The organism is Nocardia grenadensis NBRC 108939 (genome assembly GCF_001613445.1).
GTDB lineage: Bacteria > Actinomycetota > Actinomycetes > Mycobacteriales > Mycobacteriaceae > Nocardia > Nocardia grenadensis.
On the sequence record NZ_BDCJ01000018.1, the window covers coordinates 224,211 to 244,244 of the forward strand.

The window sequence follows — 20,034 nt, forward strand, 5'->3', positions numbered from 1 at the left end:
CTGCGCATACCCGCCGCAGCGGATCGGCCGGGACGGACCGGTGCGGACCGTCCGGGCCTGGCCGCCGGACGGCCTCAGGCGTCGTCGAGCAGCTCCGCGGTGACCGCCGATTCGGTATCCGGCACCCCGAGCTCCTTGGCCCGCCGGTCGGCCATCGACAGCAATCGTCGAATCCGCCCCGCCACCGCGTCCTTGGTCATCGGCGGGTCGGCCAGCTGTCCGAGTTCCTCGAGGGAGGCCTGCCGGTGTTCCACCCGCAGCTTCCCCGCCGCGGCCAGATGGTCGGGCACATCCTCGCCGAGCAGTTCGAGGGCCCGCTCCACCCGGGCGGCCGCGGCCACCGCGGCGCGGGCGGAGCGACGCAGATTGGCGTCGTCGAAGTTGGCGAGCCGGTTGGCGGTGGCGCGGACCTCACGGCGCATCCGGCGCTCTTCCCAGGTGAGCCGGGTGTCCTGGGCGCCCATCCGAGTGAGCAGGGCACCGATGGCCTCCCCGTCACGGACCACGACCCGGTCGGTGCCGCGCACTTCGCGGGCCTTGGCGGAGATTCCGAGCCGGCGGGCGGCACCGACCAGTGCCAGCGCGGCTTCGGGGCCGGGGCAGCTCACTTCGAGGGCCGAGGAGCGACCGGGTTCGGTGAGCGAACCGTGGGCCAGGAAGGCACCGCGCCATGCGGCTTCCGCGTCCGCGACGCTACCGCCGACGACCTGGGCGGGGAGTCCGCGGACGGGCCGGCCGCGGACATCGAGCAGGCCGGTCTGCCGCGCGAGGGCCTCGCCCTCCTTCGCGACCCGGACCACATAGCGGGAGGATTTGCGCAGGCCGCCGGCGCTCAGCACATGCACATCCGACCCGTATCCGTAGAGTTCGAAGATCTCCCGCCGCAGCCGCCGGGCAATGGAACCCATATCGACTTCGGCTTCGACTATCACCCGCCCGCCGACGATATGGAGGCCGCCGGCGAAACGCAGCAGGGCGGACAGTTCGGCTTTGCGCGCACTCACCTGTGTTACGGCGAGCCGGCTCAGCTCGTCTTTCACTTCGGCTGTCATCGCCACGAGACGTGCTCCTTTCCACCCAACCCGGACCGCACATCCTGACCCATGTGCCGTCCCTCGACTCGAAGCCCCGGCAACTGTGGCCGAGGCGCGCGGATCAGTTGATCCAGTGCGGCGGCGAGCTTTCCGGGGTCGTGCCGGTCGGTTCCCGCGTCGGCGACATCGGAAAAGACTACTCGCGCCCGTAATTGGCCGGCAGCCCTGGCCACATGCTCACGTTCCCGCCCTTCCGGCACGCACCCGGAGTCGACCAGAACCTCGTCGACCGCGAAATCCGGTGCGTGCTGGGACAATACATGGAGATGCCGTTCGGCGGAGAACCCCGCGGTCTCACCGGGCTGCGCGGCGAGGTTCAGAATCAGCACTTTACGCGCCCGGGTGTGGACCAGTGCGTCCCGGAGCCCGGGTACGAGCAGATGCGGTATCACACTGGTGAACCAGGAGCCCGGCCCCAGAATCACCGCGTCCGCGCGTTCGATGGCGGCGGTGGCCGCCGCGCAGGACGGTGGATCGGCGGGCAGCAGCCGTACCCGCCGCACCTTGCCCGGTGTCGTGGCGACCGCGACCTGGCCGCGGATACAGCGGCTCACCCGCGGATCGGCTTCCAGACCGGAGACATCGGCCTCGATATCCAGCGGGATATCCGACATGGGCAGGACCCGCCCGCTGATACCGAGCAGCTCGCCCACCTGGTCGAGGGCGGCCACCGGGTCCCCGAGCACCTCGGTGAGCCCGGCCAGCAGCAGGTTGCCCACGGAATGCCCGGCCAGGGCGCCGGTGCCGCCGAACCGGTGCTGCACGGTCCGGGTGAGCACCCCGTCGGCGTCGGCGGCCAGCGCGGCCAGCGCCATCCGCAGATCACCGGGCGGCGGCACCCCGAGTTCGGCACGCAACCGGCCGGAGGAACCGCCGTCGTCGGCGACCGTCACCACCGCACTGATCCGGCGCGTGATGCGCCGGATCGCCGTGAGTGTCGCGTACAGCCCATGGCCACCGCCGAGCGCGGCGACCGCGGGACCGGACGGGTCGGCGGCTCCGTTGTCCGCGCGACTCATTCGCGCCCCAGATCCCGGTGCAGTACCCGTACCGCGTCCACCGGCCCGTCCGCGCCCGCGTCGATCCGGCTACCGGTGATCTTGCCGAGGGCCTCGGCGATCGCGACGCTGCGATGTCTACCGCCGGTGCAGCCCACTGCGACCGTCATGTAACGCTTCCCCTCTTGGCGATAACCTTGCGTGGTCAGCTCGATCAGGTGATCACAGGTCCGCAGATAGTCGTCGGCGCCCGGACGCGACAGCACATAGTCGCTGACCACCGTTTCCTGACCGCTGTGCTGCCGAAGTTCTGGTACCCAGTGCGGGTTGGGCAGGAAACGCACATCCAGCACCATGTCCGCGTCCAGCGGGACACCGTACTTGAATCCGAAGGATTGAACGGTCAACTGCAGCGCAGCGGGCGTGCCGCCGCCGTAGACCTCCTCCAGTTTCCGGTGCAACTGGTGGATGGACAGTTCGGTGGTGTCGATGACCACATCGGCGGCGGCCTTCACGCCCGCGAGCCGGACCCGTTCGGCGGCGATGCCGGCCGATAGGGTCCCCTCGGCGCTATCGTTCTGCAGCGGATGGCGGCGCCGGGCGAATCCGAACCGGCGAATCAGCACATCGTCGGAGGCCTCCAGGAACAGGATGCGGGTGGGGACGCCGCGGGCGCGCAGCTGTTCGATGACGGCGGGCAGATCTCCGGTGAAGAATCGGCTGCGCACGTCCATGACGATCGCCAGCCGCAGAATGGGCGGATCGGCCGAGGCACCCAGTTCCACCATGCGGCCGATGAGTTCCGGCGGCAGATTGTCGGTGACATACCAGCCCAGATCTTCCAGTACCCGCGCGGCCGTGCCCCGCCCCGCACCGGACAGGCCGGTCACCATCACGACTTCGACCGGGGTGCCCGGGCCGGAATCGGTACCCGGCACCACTGTCGTACTGTTGTTCGATTCGACGCGAGTCATGTACCACCCGGATCTTGTTCGGGAATTGCGTTTCGGTCACCCAGCTGTAGGTCGGCACCCCGGAACTGTCGCGGGGGCGCAGGAACAAACGTACGTGACCGGCGCCGGTCGCCGCGCGGTTGCCGCGGCCGCCGCGCCGGAGGCTATTGCTCGTGCAGCGCCGCCAGTACCGCCTCCGCGGTGGCGCGGCCGATACCGGGCACCTCGATGATCTCCTCGACGGTGGCCTCTTTGAGTCGCGCGACCGAACCGAAATGGGTCACCAGCGCGGTCCGCCGGGTCTCCCCGAGGCCGCGGACCGCGTCCAGCGCCGACGCCGTCATCCGCCGCGACCGTTTGCTGCGATGGAAGGTGATGGCGAAGCGGTGTGCTTCGTCACGCACCCGCTGCAGCAGGTAGAGGGCCTCGCTGGTACGCGGCAGCACCACCGGGTCGGGTTCGCCGGGAACCCACACTTCTTCGAGCCGTTTGGCCAGGCCCACCACGGCGATATCGGTGAGGCCGAACTCCTCGAGCACCTCCGCCGCGGCCGCCACCTGCGGCGCGCCACCGTCGACGACATAGAGGTTGGGCGGATAGGCGAACTTGCGCGGCCGGCCGGTCTTCGGATCGATACCGGGCCGGGTCACGATCTCCGCGTCGGCCTCCGCCGGGCCGGTTCCGTCGTCCGCCGGCGGCGTACCGAATTCGGGTACCTGCGCCGACCCCGCGAGATCGGCCTGCTCGGCGGCGTCGCGTTCCCGGCGCAGCCGCGCGAATCGGCGCCTGGTCACCTCGGCGATACTGCCGACATCGTCGGAGCGCCCCTCACCGGCGGCCTCCCGGATCGCGTAGTGGCGGTAGTCGGACTTCTTGGGCAGCCCGTCCTCGAAGACCACCAGCGAAGCCACCACATCGGTGCCCTGTACATGGCTGATGTCCACACATTCGATACGCAGCGGCGCGCTGTCGAGGTCGAGGGCGTCCTGGATGTCCTGCAAGGCCACCGACCGGGAGGTCAGGTCACCGGCGCGGCGGAGTTTGTGCTGGGCCAGCGCCTCCTTCGCATTACGCGCCACCGTCTCGGCGAGGGCTTTCTTGTCGCCGCGCTGCGGTACCCGCAACCGCACCGACGCGCCGCGCAAGTTCGACAGCCAGCGCTGGACCTCCTCGGCATCGGCCGGGAGTTCGGGGACCAGCACCTCACGCGGTACCACGGCCGCGGCCTGCTCGCCCGCGGTCTGCTCGGCCACGGCGGTCTGCTCCGCGTAGAACTGGGTGAGGAACTGCTCCACCAGTGCGGCCAGTTCACCGTCCTGCTCCGGGGTATCGGCCGCATCACCGGATTTGTCGACCACCCAGCCACGCTGCCCGCGCACCCGGCCGTCGCGGACATGGAAGATCTGCACCGCGACCTCGAGGTCGTCCCCGGCGAAGGCGATCACATCGGCGTCGGTGCCGTCGCCCAGTACGACGGCCTGTTTCTCCAGTGCCCGGCGCAGGGCCTGGACATCGTCGCGCAGCCGGGCCGCGCTCTCGAAATCGAGGTCCTCGGCGGCCGCCTGCATCCGGCGTTCCAGGTCCTTGACCATCCGGTCGGTGCGGCCGGCCAGGAAATCACAGAAATCGTCGACGATCCGCCGGTGCTCGGCGGCCGAGACCCGGCCCACACACGGGGCCGAGCATTTGTCGATATAGCCGAGCAGGCAGGGGCGGCCCATCTGGCTGTGCCGTTTGAACACCCCGGCCGAGCAGGTGCGGGCGGGAAAGACGCGCAACAGCAGATCGAGAGTCTCCCGGATCGCCCAGGCGTGGGCATAGGGGCCGAAATAACGCACCCCCTTCTTCCGGGCGCCCCGGTAGACGAACAGTCGCGGGTACTCCTCGTTCAGCGTGACCGCCAGCACCGGATAGGACTTGTCGTCGCGGTAACGGACGTTGAACCGCGGATCGAACTCCTTGATCCAGTTGTACTCGAGCTGCAGCGCTTCCACCTCGGTGGAGACCACGGTCCATTCCACGCTCGCGGCGGTGGTGACCATCTGGCGGGTACGCGGATGCAGGGCAGCGATATCGGCGAAGTACGAGTTGAGCCGATTGCGCAGGCTTTTCGCCTTACCGACATAGATGACCCGGCCGTAGGAGTCCCGGAACTTGTAGACACCGGGTTCGAGTGGAATGGAGCCGGGCTGCGGCCGGTACGTCGCGGGATCTGCCACGTATCCAGCGTAGTAGCGGGCTCGGACACATCCGGCCGCCGGTCGGCAGAGCCCGGGAGAGGCCGCACGGCCGCATCTGCGACCGGAGGGCGTGTGGGCGGCACGCCGGGACACTCGGCTCCGTGCCCCGGCCCCGCCGGGGTCCGCCACCCGGCCGCTCGCCGCCTGTTTCCCCCACGCGGGGCGAGTTCGCCCACCACTGTCGCCGCATCCCGCTACAGTTCGAATATGCGCCCGATACAACGGATTCGGTACGCGCTGACGGTGACGGCGCTGCTCGTGGCAGGCTCGCTCAGCGGATGCTCCGACGATACCGGGGCCGCGGGCCCCTGCACCCCGGCACCGAACGGCACTCCGGTGACCGCCGCGCCGGCCGCGGGTTCGGCCGCCCCCACCTCGCGTGATCTGGCGACCAACCCGGAGATCGCGTCGGGCTATCGCAGCGAGATGACCGCGGTCCGCACCAACGGCTATGCCGTATCCACCGCCAACTCCCACGCGACGCGCGCGGCCTGCGAGGTGCTCCGGGCCGGCGGCACCGCGGCGGACGCGCTGATCACCGCACAGACCGTGCTGGGGCTCACCGAACCGCAGGCGTCGGGTCTGGGCGGTGGGGCGTTCCTGCTCTACTACGACGCGGAACACGAGACGCTGGATGCCTACGACGGCCGGGAGACCGCACCGGCCGCGGCCACCGAGAACTATCTGCGCTGGATCAGCGATACCGACCGCACCGAACCGAAACCGGACACCCGCGTCAGCGGGCGCTCCATCGGGGTGCCGGGGGTGGTCCGGATGCTCGAGCTGGCGCATACCGAGCACGGCCACATCCCGTGGCGGGAACTGTTCGATCCCGCCGTGGCGCTGGCGGACCAGGGATTCGAGATCAGTCCACGACTCGCCGGGCAGATCGCCGACTCCGCGGCCGAACTGGCCCGGGACCCGGCGGCGGCCGAGTACTTCCTGGATACGGATGGTTCCCCCAAGGCGGCGGGCACGGTTCTCACCAACCCCGCCCTGTCGAAAACCCTCACCACGGTGGCCGCCGAGGGCGCGGAGGGTTTCTACACCGGCCCGATCGCCGAGGACATCGTCGCCGCGGCCACCGCGCGGGAAGGCGGGCGCACCCCGAGTCTCCTGGAAGCCGCGGACCTCGACTCCTACCGCGCGGTGAAACGCACTCCGCTGTGCACCGGCTACCGCGCGCACGAGATCTGCGGAATGCCCGGCCCGTCCTCCGGCGGTATCACGGTCGCGGCCACGCTCGGCATCCTGGAGAACTTCGATCTTCCCGCCCTACCGCCACAGCAGGTCGACCGTAACGGTGGTGTCCCGCGGGCCGAGGCGGTACACCTCATCGCCGAGGCCGAACGCCTCGCCTACGCCGACCGGGACAAATTCGTCGCCGATCCGGATTACGTACCGCTGCCCGGTAATTCACCGGAAACACTGGTGAACCCGGAGTACCTGGACAAACGCGCCGAACTCATCGACCCACGCCGGAGCATGGGCACCGCGCAGGCCGGGAACTTCGGCGCCGCACCGGTGGGTATCGGCCCTCAGCAGCCCGAACACGGCACCAGCCATATCTCGGTGGTCGATTCCTACGGCAATGCCGCGGCCATGACCACCACGGTGGAATCGGCCTTCGGTTCCTTCCACATGGTGGACGGGTTCCTGCTGAACAACCAGCTCACCGATTTCGCGACCGACCCGCTGGGCACCGACGGCAAGCCGGTCGCCAACCGGATCGAACCGGGAAAGCGGCCGCGCAGTTCCATGAGCCCGACGCTGGTGTTCGAGCAGGCCAAGGACTCCGAGCGCGGTGCGCTCACCCATGTGGTCGGCTCCCCCGGCGGCTCGGTCATCATCCAGTTCGTGGTGAAAACCCTTGTCGGCATGCTGGATTGGGGCCTGGATCCACAGCAGGCGGTCTCCGCGCCGGCCGTCGGCGCCGCCAATACGCCCGTCACGAATGTGGGCGGCGAGCATCCGGCGATCGACGCGAGCGACGACGGCGCGCACGACCCCCTCGTCACCCGGCTGCGCGAACGGGGCCATCAGGTCTCGGTGGCCCCGCAGACCAGCGGGCTGAGTGTGCTCGGCCGGGACGGTGACCACAGCTGGATCGGCGGGGCCGATCCCCGGCGCGAAGGCGAGGTCCTCGGCGATACGCGGTGAATCACGCCGGACCGTGGCGGCTCACCCGCGCCGGGTGAGCCGCCGGGCGGTATCCGGTGGTCCCCTGGTGTCATGCCGAGCACCGATACCGCCGGGCTGTCCCGGGCCGAACTCACCACCCTGGCGGCCGAGGCGTTCATCTACGGTTTTCCACTCGTCTACGACCTCCGGCAGATCACACGGTTCACCGGAGAAGGGGTAGGTGGCCTGCCGCCGGCACCGCTCAATGTGTTCGGCCATGCCACCGCGCTGGCCGGGCCGCAGGACACCTTCGTTTCGATCAACAACGACACCGTGTATTCGATCGCCACCATCTCCACCGCGGCCGGCCCGGTGCGCCTGGACATACCGGATACGGCCGGCCGCTACTACGTCATGCAGTTCGTCGACGCCTGGACGAACAACTTCGCCTATATCGGTCATCGCGCCACCGGGACTCTCCCGGGGGCCTATCTGCTGGTGGCGCCCGGCTGGGACGGTATGCCGCCGGAGGGCGTCACGGTCATCGAGTTCCCGACCACGGTCGCCACCATTGTGGGCCGGTGGGCCGTGGACGGGGAATCGGATCTGCCGGCGGTCCGCGCTCTCCAGGACGCCCTGCACCTGACGCCGACCGCCGCCGCACCGGATCTGCCCGCCCCCACACCGGGGGTCCCGGAAGATCTGCGCTTCTTCGAAGAGCTCCGCGTCGGTATCCGGGCCTTTCCGCCCGCTGAGCGTGACCGCCGCTACCAGCAGCGCTTCGCGCCGCTGGGGTTACTGGACACCGATACGCCCTATTCCGATCTCGACCCGGATCGGGCGTCGGCGCTGCGGGAGGGTCTCGCGGCCGGCAGGGAGCGCCTCGAGACGGCTGCGACCCACGGCGGCGCGCCGCGGCAGAACGGCTGGAATCTGACCTACCACATCTTCGACTACAACCTGGATTTCTTCGGCGTCGGAGCCCTCGACGATCCGCACTGGAAACTCCCCGACGACCCGGATCGCTATCTACTGCGCGCGGGCGCGGCCCGCGGCGGGCTCTGGGGCAACCACGGCTACGAGGCCGCCTACGCGATGGCCTTCACCGACCGCGACGACCGGCCGCTGCACGGCTCCCACCGCTACGAGATGCGCTTCGCCGAGACTCCGCCGTGCGGCGCGTTCTGGTCGCTGACCATGTACGACACCCCGGACTTCTTCCTCGTCGAGAACCCGATCGGACGCTACTCGCTGGGTGACCGGACCCCCGGCCTGCACACGGTGAACGGATCGCTGACCGTGGTGGTGCAGCACGACGAACCCACCGATCCGCAGCGGCGGGCCAACTGGCTCCCGGCCCCGGCCGGCCCGTTCCGGCCGATGCTGCGTATCTACGAACCGCTCGATGCCGTATTCGACGGCAGCTATCAGCTGCCACCGATAGTCCGGGTGGAGTAGCCGACCGGGACCGAGCAGGCGATTCGCCCCGGCCCGGGGAACCGGACACCGGGTCCGATCAGTCCGGTGGGGCGTACTTTATACCGAGGTCGCGGAGCCGGTCCAGCGCCGCCGCGGCGTGCTCACCGTCGTTGGATCGCACCGCCAGCATCGGGACGTAGTCGTCGTTCACCAGCTCGAGCCGGGCCCACGCCTTACGGTCCGGGAACGACACCCCGCGGATATGTTTCCATTCGAACTCGTTGTCGCCGAGCACATTCCGGACCACGACCCCGCGGCGGCCGGCCCGGACCCGCGGGCGAGTGAGCAGCAGGACGGCCGCTGCGCCGAAAATCCCGATACACGCCATCGCGAACTGATCGACCACCCGGAAGTTGACCCCGGTGTAGTCGGTCCGCAGGAAGATCCCCAACAGTGCGAAGGCCACCACCAGGAACACCGCGACGATCACCGCCGTGCGTCGCGATTTCCGCGGGCGTACCTCCAGCTCCCATTGGGCAGCGGCCCCCGGGTCACCGCCGGAGGCATCCCCCCGGCGCCGGATCCATCCGACCGGCACGACTCAGCCTGCCGCGCGCAGGCCGCGCAGGGTGAGAGCGGCGTCCAGGGCGGCGGCCGCCGCCTGTTCGCCCTTGTTCTCCGCCGAATCCGGCAGTCCGGCCCGGTCGAGGGCTTGTGCTTCGTCGTCGGTGGTGAGCACGCCGTTGGCAACCGGGGTGCTCTCGTCCAGCGAGACCCGGGTCAGGCCGGCGGTCACCGAATCGCAGACATAGTCGAAATGCGGGGTGCCCCCCCGGATCACCACACCGAGCGCGACCACGGCGTCGTGGGTGCGGGCCAGCTCCTGGGCCAGTACCGGCAGCTCCATCGCGCCGGCGCACCGCGCGACGGTGGTGTGCCGCACCCCGGCCTCGGCCGCGACGCGTTCGGCATTGGCGACGAGGGTGTCGCAGATCTCGGTGTGCCAGCGCGAGGCCACGATCGCCAGCCGCAGGTCCTTGGCGTCGGCGAGCGCGAAGCTCGGTACCCCGGTGCCGCTCATCGGTTTCCGCCTTTCGATCCGGGGGACGTCACTGCGCCGTCTCCCCGAGGTCCAGATCGTCCAGACCCACCAGGTCGTGGCCCATCCGGTCGCGTTTGGTGCGCAGGTAGCGCAGGTTCTCGGCATTCGCCCGGACCGGCATGGGCACCCGCTCGGTGATGCGCAACCCGTAGCCGTCGAGCCCGACCCGTTTGGCCGGGTTGTTGGTGAGCAGCCGCATGGACCGCAGCCCCAGATCGACGAGGATCTGCGCGCCGGTCCCGTAGTCGCGGGCATCGGCGGGCAGGCCGAGCTCGATATTGGCGTCGACCGTATCGTGGCCCGAATCCTGCAGCTGATAGGCCTGCAGCTTGTGCATGAGCCCGATACCGCGGCCTTCGTGCCCGCGCATGTAGAGCACCACGCCGCGGCCCTCGGCGGCCACCATCTCCAAGGCCGCGTCCAACTGCGGCCCGCAGTCGCAGCGCAGCGAACCGAACACGTCACCGGTCAGGCATTCCGAATGCACCCGGACCAGCACGTCCTCGCCGTCACCGACATCCCCGCGCACCAGCGCGACATGTTCGACATCGTCGTAGATGCTCTGGTATCCGACGGCGGTGAACTCGCCGTGCACGGTCGGGATACGCGCCTGCGCCACCCGCACGACATGTTTCTCGTGCTTACGCCGCCAGGCGATCATCTCGGCGATCGAGATCAGCGCCAATTCGTGCTCGTCGGCGAAGACCCGCAGCTCGTCGGTGCGGGCCATATGCCCGTCTTCCTTCTGGCTGACGATCTCGCAGATCACCCCGGCCGGCCGCAGCCCGGCCATCCGCGCCAGATCCACCGCGGCCTCGGTATGCCCGGGCCGGCGCAGCACGCCCCCGTCCTTGGCGCGCAGCGGCACCACATGACCGGGACGGGTGAAATCGTTCGGTTTGGCGTCGCCGTCGGCCAGCAGCCGGATGGTGGTGGCTCGGTCGGCACCGGAGATACCGGTGGTCACGCCCTCCCGCGCATCCACCGACACGGTGTAGGCGGTGCCGTGCTTGTCCTGGTTCACCGCGTACATCGGCGGCAGTCCCAGCCGATCGCAATCGTCACCGGTGAGCGGTGCACAGATGTAACCCGAGGTGTAGCGGATCATGAACGCCACGAGCTCCGGGGTGGCCTTCTCGGCGGCGAAGATGAGGTCGCCCTCGTTCTCCCGGTCCTCGTCGTCGACCACGACGACCGGTTTACCGGCCGCGATATCGGCGACCGCGCGCTCGATGCTGTCGAACCTGGTCACGTCTGCAATGCTCCATCTCGATAGGTCCCGATCACACTACTGGGTCTGTTCGGCCGGTCCGGGCGCGGCCGCCGGTCGTCAGCCGCGCTGCTGGAGGCGCTCGACGTACTTGGCGATCACATCGACCTCGAGATTCACGACGGTCCCGGGGGTGGATGTGCCCAGATCGGTGAGACTCAGCGTGGTCGGGATCAGCGAGACCTCGAACCAGTCCCGGTTGCCGTCCGCGGCCGGTGTATCGGCCCGGCCCAGCCCGGAGACGGTGAGCGAAATACCGTTCACGGTGATGGATCCCTTCTCCACCACGTACCTGGCGATCGCGTCGGGCAGCGAGATCCGGACCACTTCCCAGTTGTCCGCCGGGGTCCGGGCCAGGATGGTGCCGGTGCCGTCCACATGCCCCTGGACGATATGACCGCCGAGCCGGCTGTTCACCGCCGCCGCACGCTCCAGATTGACCCGCGAACCCGGCTCCAGACCGCCGATACTCGACCGGCGCAGTGTCTCCCCCATGACATCGACGGTGAACGCGTCGTCGACGACATCGACGACGGTCAGACAGACCCCGTTGACCGCGATCGAATCACCGTGTCCGGCATCGGAGGTGACCACTTTCCCGCGGATCGTCAGCCGCGCCGCGTCGGCGGATTGTTCGCGGGCGACGATTTCGCCCAGTTCCTCGACGATGCCCGTGAACATGTCTTCTCCCGTTTCGCGTCGGTGTTCCGCATACGGAACGGCGGGAGTGGTACCGGGTATTCCCAGTTCGCCGTCCACGACCAGACTAGTTCTCGCCCTCCGGCCCGGCCATGACGCCGACCACCCTGCGGGAACCCCGGTCGGGCGGTCACGACACCGCAGGAGCGTATCCGGAAATTTTCCGATTGAGAGATGGCGGTCACATTCGGCCGGCACGCCCCTATACGGCTTCCGACGGGCAGAGATCCGGTCCGGACCGAACCCGATCGCACTCTCTTTCCCCCACCGATATCGCATCGAAACCCGAAATGTTTCTCGATTTGCACGCTCACAGCGGCTGACGCAATATGGTGAGGTGACCGGCTCGCCCACCTCGACGACCCCGCGGTGCGGCCCGGCGCAGCATTCGTACGAGGACGGCCACCGCCGCGGAACACCGTGCGCCACAAGCCATCACGACAATTGGATCCGCCCACACCGGCGCGGGCCGGGAACTACCGCACCGACGCGGGGCTCCGGCAGCTCCCGGCCCGGCGGCAGTGTTGTCCGGGCACCGGATCCGCGCGGGGACAACACCCGGCGGATCCATGCGATATCCGCCCCGGCGGATGCCCGCGCACCGGCCGGCCACGCCACCACTCGAGGAAGCCGCACCGCTATGACCACTTTCACCGAATCCGCCCTGGAACGACACTGCCGGCGGTACCGGGAGAAGGATCTGCTGCCCGCGGTGGTCGATCCGGCCTCCCGGCGCATCCTGTTGCATGTGGGCGCGACCTACGGCGCCATCACCATGCCGACCGAGCTCGGCGAACAGGTGTTGACCCGCCTGCGGGCGAAAGGGATCGCCGGGCCGGTCTTCGCCCACCCCCGGGCCCGGCGCTGGACCTTCCTCACCGGTCCGACCCGGCACGAGGAATTCACCGCTACCGCGGCCGCCGAACTATTCCGCCTCTACACCACCGTGGCCGGTACCGGCAGCCAGATCGTGCTGCCCTCACCCGAGGACGAGGCCAGCGGCTACCGCCTGTGGGTCGCGGGCCCCGAGGTACTGGGGACTCGGCCGCCCCAGCACGCGGTGGTCGACGCCGCGCGCGAATGCGCCGCCGGTACCCGCTGAACCCGGCGCGATCGTCGCCGGGTGGACCGCGATGGAGCCGACCCACGCTGTCGGGTTCCCGGCGGCGCAATCTCCACGTCGCACCCGGTCATGCCGGAGGTGGATCGGTCTTTCGCCGGTACAGCCCGGGCAGCACTGCTCGGGCCGCCTCCTGCCAGTGCCGGGCTTCCGCCGGATCGCCACGCTGTTCGAGGAGCAGTGCCAGCGCGCCCATCCCCTCCACCCGGCCGGCTTCGGCGGAAGCACGGCACATCCGCTCGGCTTCGTCCCATTCGTCTTGCTGGATGAGCAGTTTCGCCAAGGCGAGCACGCCGATACCGGCACCGGCCCTGATGCCTTTCCGGTACCAGTCCTCGGCCTCCGGGAGGTCACCGGCCTTTTCCCGGATCTTGCCGACTTCGACCATGGCAAGTCCGTTTCCCTCGCGGACCGCCAGCCGGAACCACCGCTCGGCGGCGGCCGTATCGCCTGTCGCCATGAGCTCGTTCCCGAGCCGGACCATCCCATCGGTGCTGCCCACCGCCGCGGCTTCGCCGAACCACCGGATCCCCTCCGACCGCTCGTTTCGCGCCAGGTGCTGAATACCGAGATTGATCATCGCGTCGGGTTCACCGGCCGCGGCCGCCATCCGGAGCCATGAGTCGGCCTCGACGGTCTCGCCCTGATCCGCTGCCATCAGTCCCAAGCATGTCCAGCCGGCCGCGTCACCCGCGTCCGCCGCTCGCCGATACCACGACACGGCCTGTTCGCGCTCCCCCCGGCGCTCGAGTAGTCCACCCATCCTGAGCATGGAACGCGTCCGGCCCGCGGCGATCGCGGCACGGTACCAACGTTCGGCTTCGCCGGTGTGGCCGCGCCGCTCCAGCACATCGCCCAGGAGTTCGGCCGCCTGCGGTTGCCCTGCCTCGGCCGCGTGCCGATACCACGATTCGGCCTCGGCGACGGCACCCCGGTTGTAGAGGAATGTCCCCAGGAGGGTCATCCCGTTGGACAGTCCCGCACCGGCCGCTTCGCGGTACCAGCGTTCGGCCCGCGTATCGTTTCCCTTTTCCTGGTGGTGTGCGCCCAGCAGGAGCATCATGTCGGTATTCCCGGCCGATATGGCCCGCCGGTACAGCTGTGCGGCTGCCTCCGGACGACCTTCCGTTTCGAGCCGGGTGCCAAGGCTGTACACCCCGGCCGGATCGGCGAGGTCGACCGGCTCGTACCCGGCACCGGCCGGGTGCCAGGATGCGTTGCGCACCAATGGCAGCCGGCCGACGGTATCGCTGCCGCTCATCCTCGGCTCCGGGAGACCGGCACTGCGCAACCGGTACAGCAGTTGCTCGTGGAGCGTGGTGATGTCGAGCAGCTCCGGACCGTCGGCCACACCGCACCTCAGGACATCGACGAGCCGGCCGGTGTACGCGGTGAAAACCGCTCCCGGCGGCGCCTTCGCCATCTCGTTGCTCTTCGTGGCGGTCAGCACACAGGTGCCCCGGATATCGAGCTGCCCGGCGACCTGCGCGGCATTCCCGGCCATGGTGCCGTGGGCATGCCCGCTGAAACAGCAGTCGAGCACCACGACTTTGGTGCGCGCGTCGGAGGACAGCATGGCTCGCCGCAGATCGTCGTAGGCGAGCGAGGTGAAATGCGGCTTGCTGTCCAGCGCGTACGAGGTGGCCAGGTAGAGGCGGCCGAAATCGGCATCGATGAGCCCGTGCCCCGCGAAGTAGACGAAGAACATATCGGTCGCTCGGCCGGCGATATCCTCGACTCGAAGCGCCAACTCCTGGGCATTCGCCGGGTCGCGGATGACGACACAGTGGTCATCCGGGAGACCGGCGAGCAGCGGATCGGTGAGAATCTCGTGGAGCGCGTCGAGGTTGTGCGGTACGGCGGGAATATCGGCGAGACCGTCTTCCCGGGGGTAGCTACCCACCCCGATGAGGCAGGCCCAGCTCCGGGCCGGGTCCGGCAGAACCATCACAACTCCCCCGCTGCCTCCCGTAATGCCTCGACCACCGCGAGCGGGTCCCTGACCCGCTTCCCGTCCAGCTCGACGGTCCCCTTCTGTCCGCGAATGGTCACCTTCAGATCGGCGGTGCGGTGCCGCACCCAGACACTCAGCGATCTGGCCAGCACTACGCCGGTACCCGACCCCAGCACCACCACCAGAGCGTCGCTCAGCCCGCCCATGTCTTCCGGGCCGGGCGCTGCCGGTGCGAATGCCGGGTTCGGTAGGTCCTCTTCCCGCTGCAGCCACCGGAACAAGGATCTGACCTCGGCGGCGGAGTCCGACGCGGCCGACACACTGATGGATACATCCACCGAACCCCCACTCACAGACACGAATTCGATCCTACGGGGTCGATACCGTGTGGCTCGGGGTTTCCGGCCCGATTCGTGGGCCGCGGCCGGAAGATGCTCCGCGGACGGGACCGGCACCGCGGCGAACAATACGGCCGCGGACTTCAGTGGGCCAGGTGATGCGCCGACCAGCTCGATTCCGCCTGCCGCCGCAACTTCTCCACCGTCGCGCCGGGATCCTCGGTGTTGTACACCGCCGACCCCGCCACGAAGCAGTCGATACCGGCCGCCGCGGCCTGCTCGATGGTGTCGGCGTTGATCCCGCCGTCGATCTCCACCACCAGGCGCAACTCCCCCGCGTCGACCAGACGCCGCACGATCCGGGCTTTCTCCAGCACCTCCGGAATGAACGACTGGCCGCCGAACCCGGGCTCCACACTCATCACCAGCAGCGTGTCGAAATCACGCAGGATCTCCAGGTACGGCTCGATGGGGGTGTTCGGCTTCACCGACAGGCCCGCCTTGGCGCCGGCGGCCCGGATATCACGGGCCACGGCCACCGGATCCTCGGTCGCCTCGGCGTGGAAGGTCACGTTGTAGGCGCCCGCCTCCGCGTACGGCGGCGCCCACCGGCCCGGATCCTCGATCATCAGATGGCAGTCCAGCGGAATATCGGTGGCCTTCAGCAGGCTCTGCACCACCGGCAACCCCAGGGTCAGATTCGGGACGAAATGCGCGTCCATCACATCCACGTGCAACCAGTCGGCGGTCGATACCGCATCGGCCTCGTCGGCCAGCCGGGCGAAATCGGCGGACAGGATCGACGGGGCGATCATCGGGACCGGAGGACGGGTGAACGTGGGGTCGGACGCAGTCACAGCGGGAGTGTATGGCGGCGCCCGCGGCGGCTCGGGCCCGGGGGCCGTGTTCGCCGGTGACGCCTCGGGCACGGCGGGGCCGGCGGCCGTCCGGAATACGGGTGAGGCACCGGCGGACCGGTTTCTCGGCAGGATTCCGCCTGCGGGTGTGCCCCGCTCCCCGCTTTGTGACAATGCGCCCATACACTCGGCTGCGTGATCAATACTTCGGCGGAACAAGGGCTCCACGGTGCCCCGGTGGAGATTCGGGTGGCGGCATCGGTGACACAGTTGCCGATCGTGCGCGGTCTCGCCGAGGCTCTGGTCCTGCTCAGTGATTTCACGCTGGACGAGGTCGCCGACATCCGGCTGGCGGTGGACGAGGCATGCTCCACTCTGATCGGCCTGGCGGCGCCCGAGACGAGCCTGCGGTGTGTGTTCAGTATCGGTGACACCGAATTACGGGTACAGGTCGCCGGGGTGGCGGCGCAGGAGGGACTGCCCGACGCGCGCAGTTTCGGCTGGCACGTCCTACGTACCCTGACCGATTCGGTGGACACCCGGCAGGACCCTTTCGATCAGCAGGTTTCCGGATATCCGACAGCGGTCGAGTTCCGTCGGGTCCGGGGGAAAGCGTAGTGAGCGAGCAGGACAAGCCGCTCGAATCTCCCGAGGACGAGCGGCACCGGGGATCGGCGAGCGCGGCCGACACCACCGAAGCCGACGCCGAGGCCGATACCGAAACCCGTGAGGAGCTGGAGAACTCGTCCTCGGCGGGCGGATACGACGATGTCGCGGATCTGTTCGGCCGGCTCGCCGCTGCCGAACCGGATTCGCCGGAGCAGGCGGCACTGCGCAATGAGTTGATCGCGCGTTGCATTCCGCTGGCCGACCATATCGCCCGGAAGTTCAGTGGCCGCGGCGAACCGTTCGACGATCTGACCCAGGTGGCCCGGGTGGGTCTGGTACACGCGGTGGACCGTTTCGATATCTCGCGCGGTTCGAATTTCCTGTCGTTCGCGGTGCCCACGATCATGGGCGAGGTACGCCGGTATTTCCGGGACAACACCTGGGCGATGCGGGTACCGCGGCGGGTCAAGGAGACCCATCTGCGGATCGGTGCCGCGGTGGATTCGCTGTCGCAGTCGCTGGGCCGTTCGCCGACGGCCAAGGAGATCGCCGCCGAGTTGGATGTCGACCCCGACGAGGTGACCCAGGCCGTGATCGCCGGTAACGCCTATCAGCCGACATCGATCGACGCCGCCTCGGTGGGACGCGATACGGACGCGTCCCTGCTGGACACTCTCGGTGAAGAGGAAGCGCAGTTCGACCGCGTCGAGGAGTATGTGGCGATCCGGCCGCTGCTGGCGGGATTGCCCGAGCGCGAGCGGCGGATTCTCACCATGCGGTTCTTCGAGTCGATGACCCAGACGCAGATCGCACAGCAAATGGGTATTTCGCAGATGCACGTGTCACGCATTCTCGCCAAGACCCTGGCCCGGTTGCGCGAACAGTCGTCCCGGGAGTAATCGCCGCACCTGTTGTGCCCGCTTCGCCGTTCGGTCTACCCTCACCCTTGAGAGTATGAGTGGGAATTTATCTCAAACGACCATTCCGAGAGCCCGCTTTTCTCCCTCCAGCAACCGATCAGCCGGATCAGCCCGTAATCCGGCGCTCCTGCGGGTCGCGCGTCGACGACGACGCGGCGGAAGGTGATGTGAGTTATGACCGCGGAAACCATCGCCCGGCAATGCACCCTGTGCGAAGCGCACTGCGGCATCCTGGTGACCGTCGAGGACACGAAAGTGGCCAGGGTCGAAGGCAATCCCGATGATGTGCTGTCCAAGGGCTACATCTGTCCCAAGGCCACCGCCATGGCGGGCCTGCACGACGATCCGGACCGGCTGCGCACCCCGGTGCGCCGCGTCGGCGAGAAATTCGAGCCCATCGGCTGGGATGAGGCCTTCCGCGAGATCGGCGAGCGCCTGCGCCGGGTGCGCCGGGAGCACGGACCGCATTCGGTGGGCATGTACCTGGGCAATCCGGCCGCCCACAATTCGGCGATCATGTACGCCTTCGCGCTGCGCATGGCACTGATGACCCGCAATTTCTACACGGCCTCCTCGATCGACCAGTTCCCGCAGGAATTCGTGGCCTGGCAGATGTACGGGTCGAATTTCCTCATGCCCATTGCCGATATCGACCGCACCGACCGGATGGTGATCATCGGAGCGAATCCGGCGGTCTCCAACGGATCGGTCACCACCATGCCGGGCGCCCGCGACCGGATCAAGGAGGTGCGCGCCCGCGGCGGCAAGGTCGTGGTGATCGATCCACGGCGTACCGAGACCGCCCGGCTGGCCGACGAGCACGTCTCGGTCCTGCCGGGTGGTGACCCCTATCTGCTGCTGGCCGTCCTGCACGTACTGATCACCGAGGATCTGTGCGACCGGACCGCCGTCCGCACCCAGTGCGCCGGGTTGGACGAGCTGCGCGAACTGGTCGCCGGGTTCTCGCCCGAGGACGCCGCACCCTACGCCGGTGTGGACGCCGAGACGATCCGACGGCTGGCCCGGGAGCACGCGGCCGCGAAATCGGCGGTGATGTACGCGCGGATCGGGGTGTGCCAGACGCTGACCGGCACCGTCACCCACTGGCTGGTCAACACCATCAACGCGATCACCGGCAATCTCGACAGCCCGGGCGGTCAGATGTATGCCACCCCGGCCGTGGACCTGCTGCCGCTGGCGCGCCGGGTGTCACCGTTCCACGGCGCCTGGACCGACCGCTCCGGTAAGTACAAATCGTTCCGGTTCGAACTGCCGGTGGCCGCGCTGGCCTCGGAGATCCTCGACGACGGCCCGGACCGGATCCGCGCCATGATCACCTACGCGGGCAACCCGGTACTGTCCACCCCGCAGCGCGGACAGCTCGACAAAGCACTGGGTTCGCTGGATTTCTATGTGGCCGTGGACATGTACGTCACCGAGACCACCCGGCACGCCGACATCATCCTGCCGCCGCTGTCGCCGCTGGAACGCGAGGATCTCGACATCCTGCTCACCATGTTCAGCGTGCACAACAACATTCGTTTCAACGCCCGAGCGGTCGCGCCCGAGCAGGAGGGGCTCGAGGACTGGGAGATCATGGCGCGGCTGACCACCGAGATCCTGCCGCTTCCACTGCGCTCGCTCACCGGCCGCGCCCTCAACGCGGCCTTCGCCCGGTTCAGCCCGCTGCGGGCCGCGGCCGTCGGTATCGCGGTCGGCCCGCACGGCGTACTGCGCCGGGGCCGTAAGGGCGTGACCGTGAAGAAGGTGCGCGCCGCCCGCGGCGGTATCGACCTGGGGCCGCTGCAACCGCGGCTGCATTCGCTCATCGCCACCCCCGACCGCAAAGTGCACCTGGCGCCACGGCAGTTCGTCACCGAGGCGCGCCGGCTCCTCGACGAGGCGCGCGCGGGCGGCGTGGACCGCGACCTCGGGTTCGATCTGCGGCTCATCGGCCGGCGTCATCTGCGCAGCAACAACTCCTGGCTGCACAATGTGCCCTCGATGGTGAAGGGCCGCGACCGTTGCACCGCGCTCATGCATCCGCAGGACGCGACCGCTCGCGGACTCACCGACGGCGGCCGCGTCATGGTGAGCTCACCCATCGGCTCCATCGTGGTGCCGGTGGAGATCAGTGACGAGATCCGGCCTGGCACGGTCGCCATCCCGCACGGCTGGGGTCACGGCGAACCGGGGGTCGGCTGGACTGTCGCGGCCGCGGTACCCGGCGCGAATGTGAATCTGCTGCACGATCCGGAACAGGTGGACCGTATCTCCGGTAATGCCGCGGTCAACAGCACCTGGGTGAAAGTCCACGCCGTATAGGCGGCACCCGCCGCG

17 protein-coding genes are annotated in these 20,034 nt (G+C 68.9%); 6 read left to right on the forward strand and 11 right to left on the reverse strand.

The features are described 5' to 3' along the window. Window positions 1–74: 74 nt before the first annotated feature. The 4 genes from whiA to uvrC all read right to left on the reverse strand — a co-directional run bounded on the left by whiA (window position 75) and on the right by uvrC (window position 5,264). Entirely contained in the window at window positions 75–1,058 is a 984-nt protein-coding gene (gene whiA / locus NGR01S_RS19815) for a DNA-binding protein WhiA (RefSeq protein ID WP_039825519.1), read from the reverse strand. Beyond that, window positions 1,049–2,113, reverse strand: coding sequence for a gluconeogenesis factor YvcK family protein (locus tag NGR01S_RS19820; protein ID WP_063038915.1), 1,065 nt, complete (start codon window positions 2,111–2,113; stop codon window positions 1,049–1,051). Before NGR01S_RS19820 ends, whiA begins: the two co-directional genes overlap by 10 nt. Beyond that, complete coding sequence (gene rapZ / locus NGR01S_RS19825; RefSeq protein WP_084481436.1) at window positions 2,110–3,066, reverse strand: RNase adapter RapZ; 957 nt, start codon at window positions 3,064–3,066, stop codon at window positions 2,110–2,112. The genes NGR01S_RS19820 and rapZ overlap by 4 nt, the downstream gene beginning before the upstream one ends. Window positions 3,067–3,209: 143 nt before the next feature. Then, window positions 3,210–5,264, reverse strand: a complete 2,055-nt coding sequence (gene uvrC / locus NGR01S_RS19830) for an excinuclease ABC subunit UvrC (protein ID WP_063038917.1) — start codon at window positions 5,262–5,264, stop codon at window positions 3,210–3,212. Window positions 5,265–5,492: 228 nt separating this feature from the next. Here uvrC and NGR01S_RS19835 point away from each other — a divergent pair, with 228 nt between their 5' ends. Together NGR01S_RS19835 and NGR01S_RS19840 are read left to right on the forward strand one after the other, a co-directional pair. Further along, the gene (locus tag NGR01S_RS19835) at window positions 5,493–7,445 is read left to right on the forward strand and encodes a gamma-glutamyltransferase family protein (RefSeq protein WP_063038919.1); all 1,953 of its coding nucleotides are present in this window, start codon (window positions 5,493–5,495) and stop codon (window positions 7,443–7,445) included. A 72-nt stretch (window positions 7,446–7,517) separates the two neighbouring features. Further along, complete coding sequence (locus NGR01S_RS19840; protein WP_063038921.1) at window positions 7,518–8,864, forward strand: DUF1254 domain-containing protein; 1,347 nt, start codon at window positions 7,518–7,520, stop codon at window positions 8,862–8,864. A 58-nt stretch (window positions 8,865–8,922) separates the two neighbouring features. Here NGR01S_RS19840 and NGR01S_RS19845 read toward each other — a convergent pair whose 3' ends face one another. The 4 genes from NGR01S_RS19845 to NGR01S_RS19860 all read right to left on the reverse strand — a co-directional run bounded on the left by NGR01S_RS19845 (window position 8,923) and on the right by NGR01S_RS19860 (window position 11,878). After that, a complete protein-coding gene (locus NGR01S_RS19845; RefSeq protein ID WP_084481438.1) occupies window positions 8,923–9,423 on the reverse strand; it encodes a PH domain-containing protein in 501 nt (166 codons plus the stop codon). Window positions 9,424–9,426: 3 nt separating this feature from the next. Next, entirely contained in the window at window positions 9,427–9,906 is a 480-nt protein-coding gene (ribH, locus tag NGR01S_RS19850; protein ID WP_063038923.1) for a 6,7-dimethyl-8-ribityllumazine synthase, read from the reverse strand. A 28-nt stretch (window positions 9,907–9,934) separates the two neighbouring features. After that, entirely contained in the window at window positions 9,935–11,179 is a 1,245-nt protein-coding gene (locus NGR01S_RS19855; RefSeq protein WP_030521457.1) for a bifunctional 3,4-dihydroxy-2-butanone-4-phosphate synthase/GTP cyclohydrolase II, read from the reverse strand. Window positions 11,180–11,257: 78 nt separating this feature from the next. After that, a complete protein-coding gene (locus tag NGR01S_RS19860; RefSeq protein WP_063039020.1) occupies window positions 11,258–11,878 on the reverse strand; it encodes a riboflavin synthase in 621 nt (206 codons plus the stop codon). 658 nt (window positions 11,879–12,536) lie between these two features. Between NGR01S_RS19860 and NGR01S_RS19865 the strand changes: the two genes are divergently transcribed. Continuing rightward, window positions 12,537–12,998 (forward strand): hypothetical protein, encoded by a 462-nt coding sequence (locus NGR01S_RS19865; RefSeq protein ID WP_063038925.1) that lies wholly within the window; start codon window positions 12,537–12,539, stop codon window positions 12,996–12,998. A gap of 88 nt (window positions 12,999–13,086) precedes the next feature. Here NGR01S_RS19865 and NGR01S_RS19870 read toward each other — a convergent pair whose 3' ends face one another. From NGR01S_RS19870 to rpe, 3 genes are all read right to left on the reverse strand, one after another. Continuing rightward, entirely contained in the window at window positions 13,087–14,964 is a 1,878-nt protein-coding gene (locus NGR01S_RS19870) for a caspase, EACC1-associated type (RefSeq protein ID WP_063038927.1), read from the reverse strand. Next, on the reverse strand, window positions 14,964–15,329 hold the full coding sequence (locus tag NGR01S_RS19875) for an effector-associated constant component EACC1 (RefSeq protein ID WP_157107346.1): 366 nt from the start codon (window positions 15,327–15,329) through the stop codon (window positions 14,964–14,966). The genes NGR01S_RS19870 and NGR01S_RS19875 overlap by 1 nt, the downstream gene beginning before the upstream one ends. 122 nt (window positions 15,330–15,451) lie before the next feature. Further along, a complete protein-coding gene (rpe, locus tag NGR01S_RS19880; protein WP_063038931.1) occupies window positions 15,452–16,123 on the reverse strand; it encodes a ribulose-phosphate 3-epimerase in 672 nt (223 codons plus the stop codon). A gap of 237 nt (window positions 16,124–16,360) precedes the next feature. Here rpe and NGR01S_RS19885 point away from each other — a divergent pair, with 237 nt between their 5' ends. The 3 genes from NGR01S_RS19885 to NGR01S_RS19895 all read left to right on the forward strand — a co-directional run bounded on the left by NGR01S_RS19885 (window position 16,361) and on the right by NGR01S_RS19895 (window position 20,019). Next, window positions 16,361–16,783, forward strand: coding sequence for an ATP-binding protein (locus tag NGR01S_RS19885; protein WP_063038933.1), 423 nt, complete (start codon window positions 16,361–16,363; stop codon window positions 16,781–16,783). A gap of 116 nt (window positions 16,784–16,899) precedes the next feature. Continuing rightward, window positions 16,900–17,673, forward strand: a complete 774-nt coding sequence (locus NGR01S_RS19890) for a SigB/SigF/SigG family RNA polymerase sigma factor (protein ID WP_063039022.1) — start codon at window positions 16,900–16,902, stop codon at window positions 17,671–17,673. 195 nt (window positions 17,674–17,868) lie between these two features. Beyond that, complete coding sequence (locus NGR01S_RS19895) at window positions 17,869–20,019, forward strand: molybdopterin oxidoreductase family protein (RefSeq protein WP_063038935.1); 2,151 nt, start codon at window positions 17,869–17,871, stop codon at window positions 20,017–20,019. Window positions 20,020–20,034: the final 15 nt, after the last annotated feature.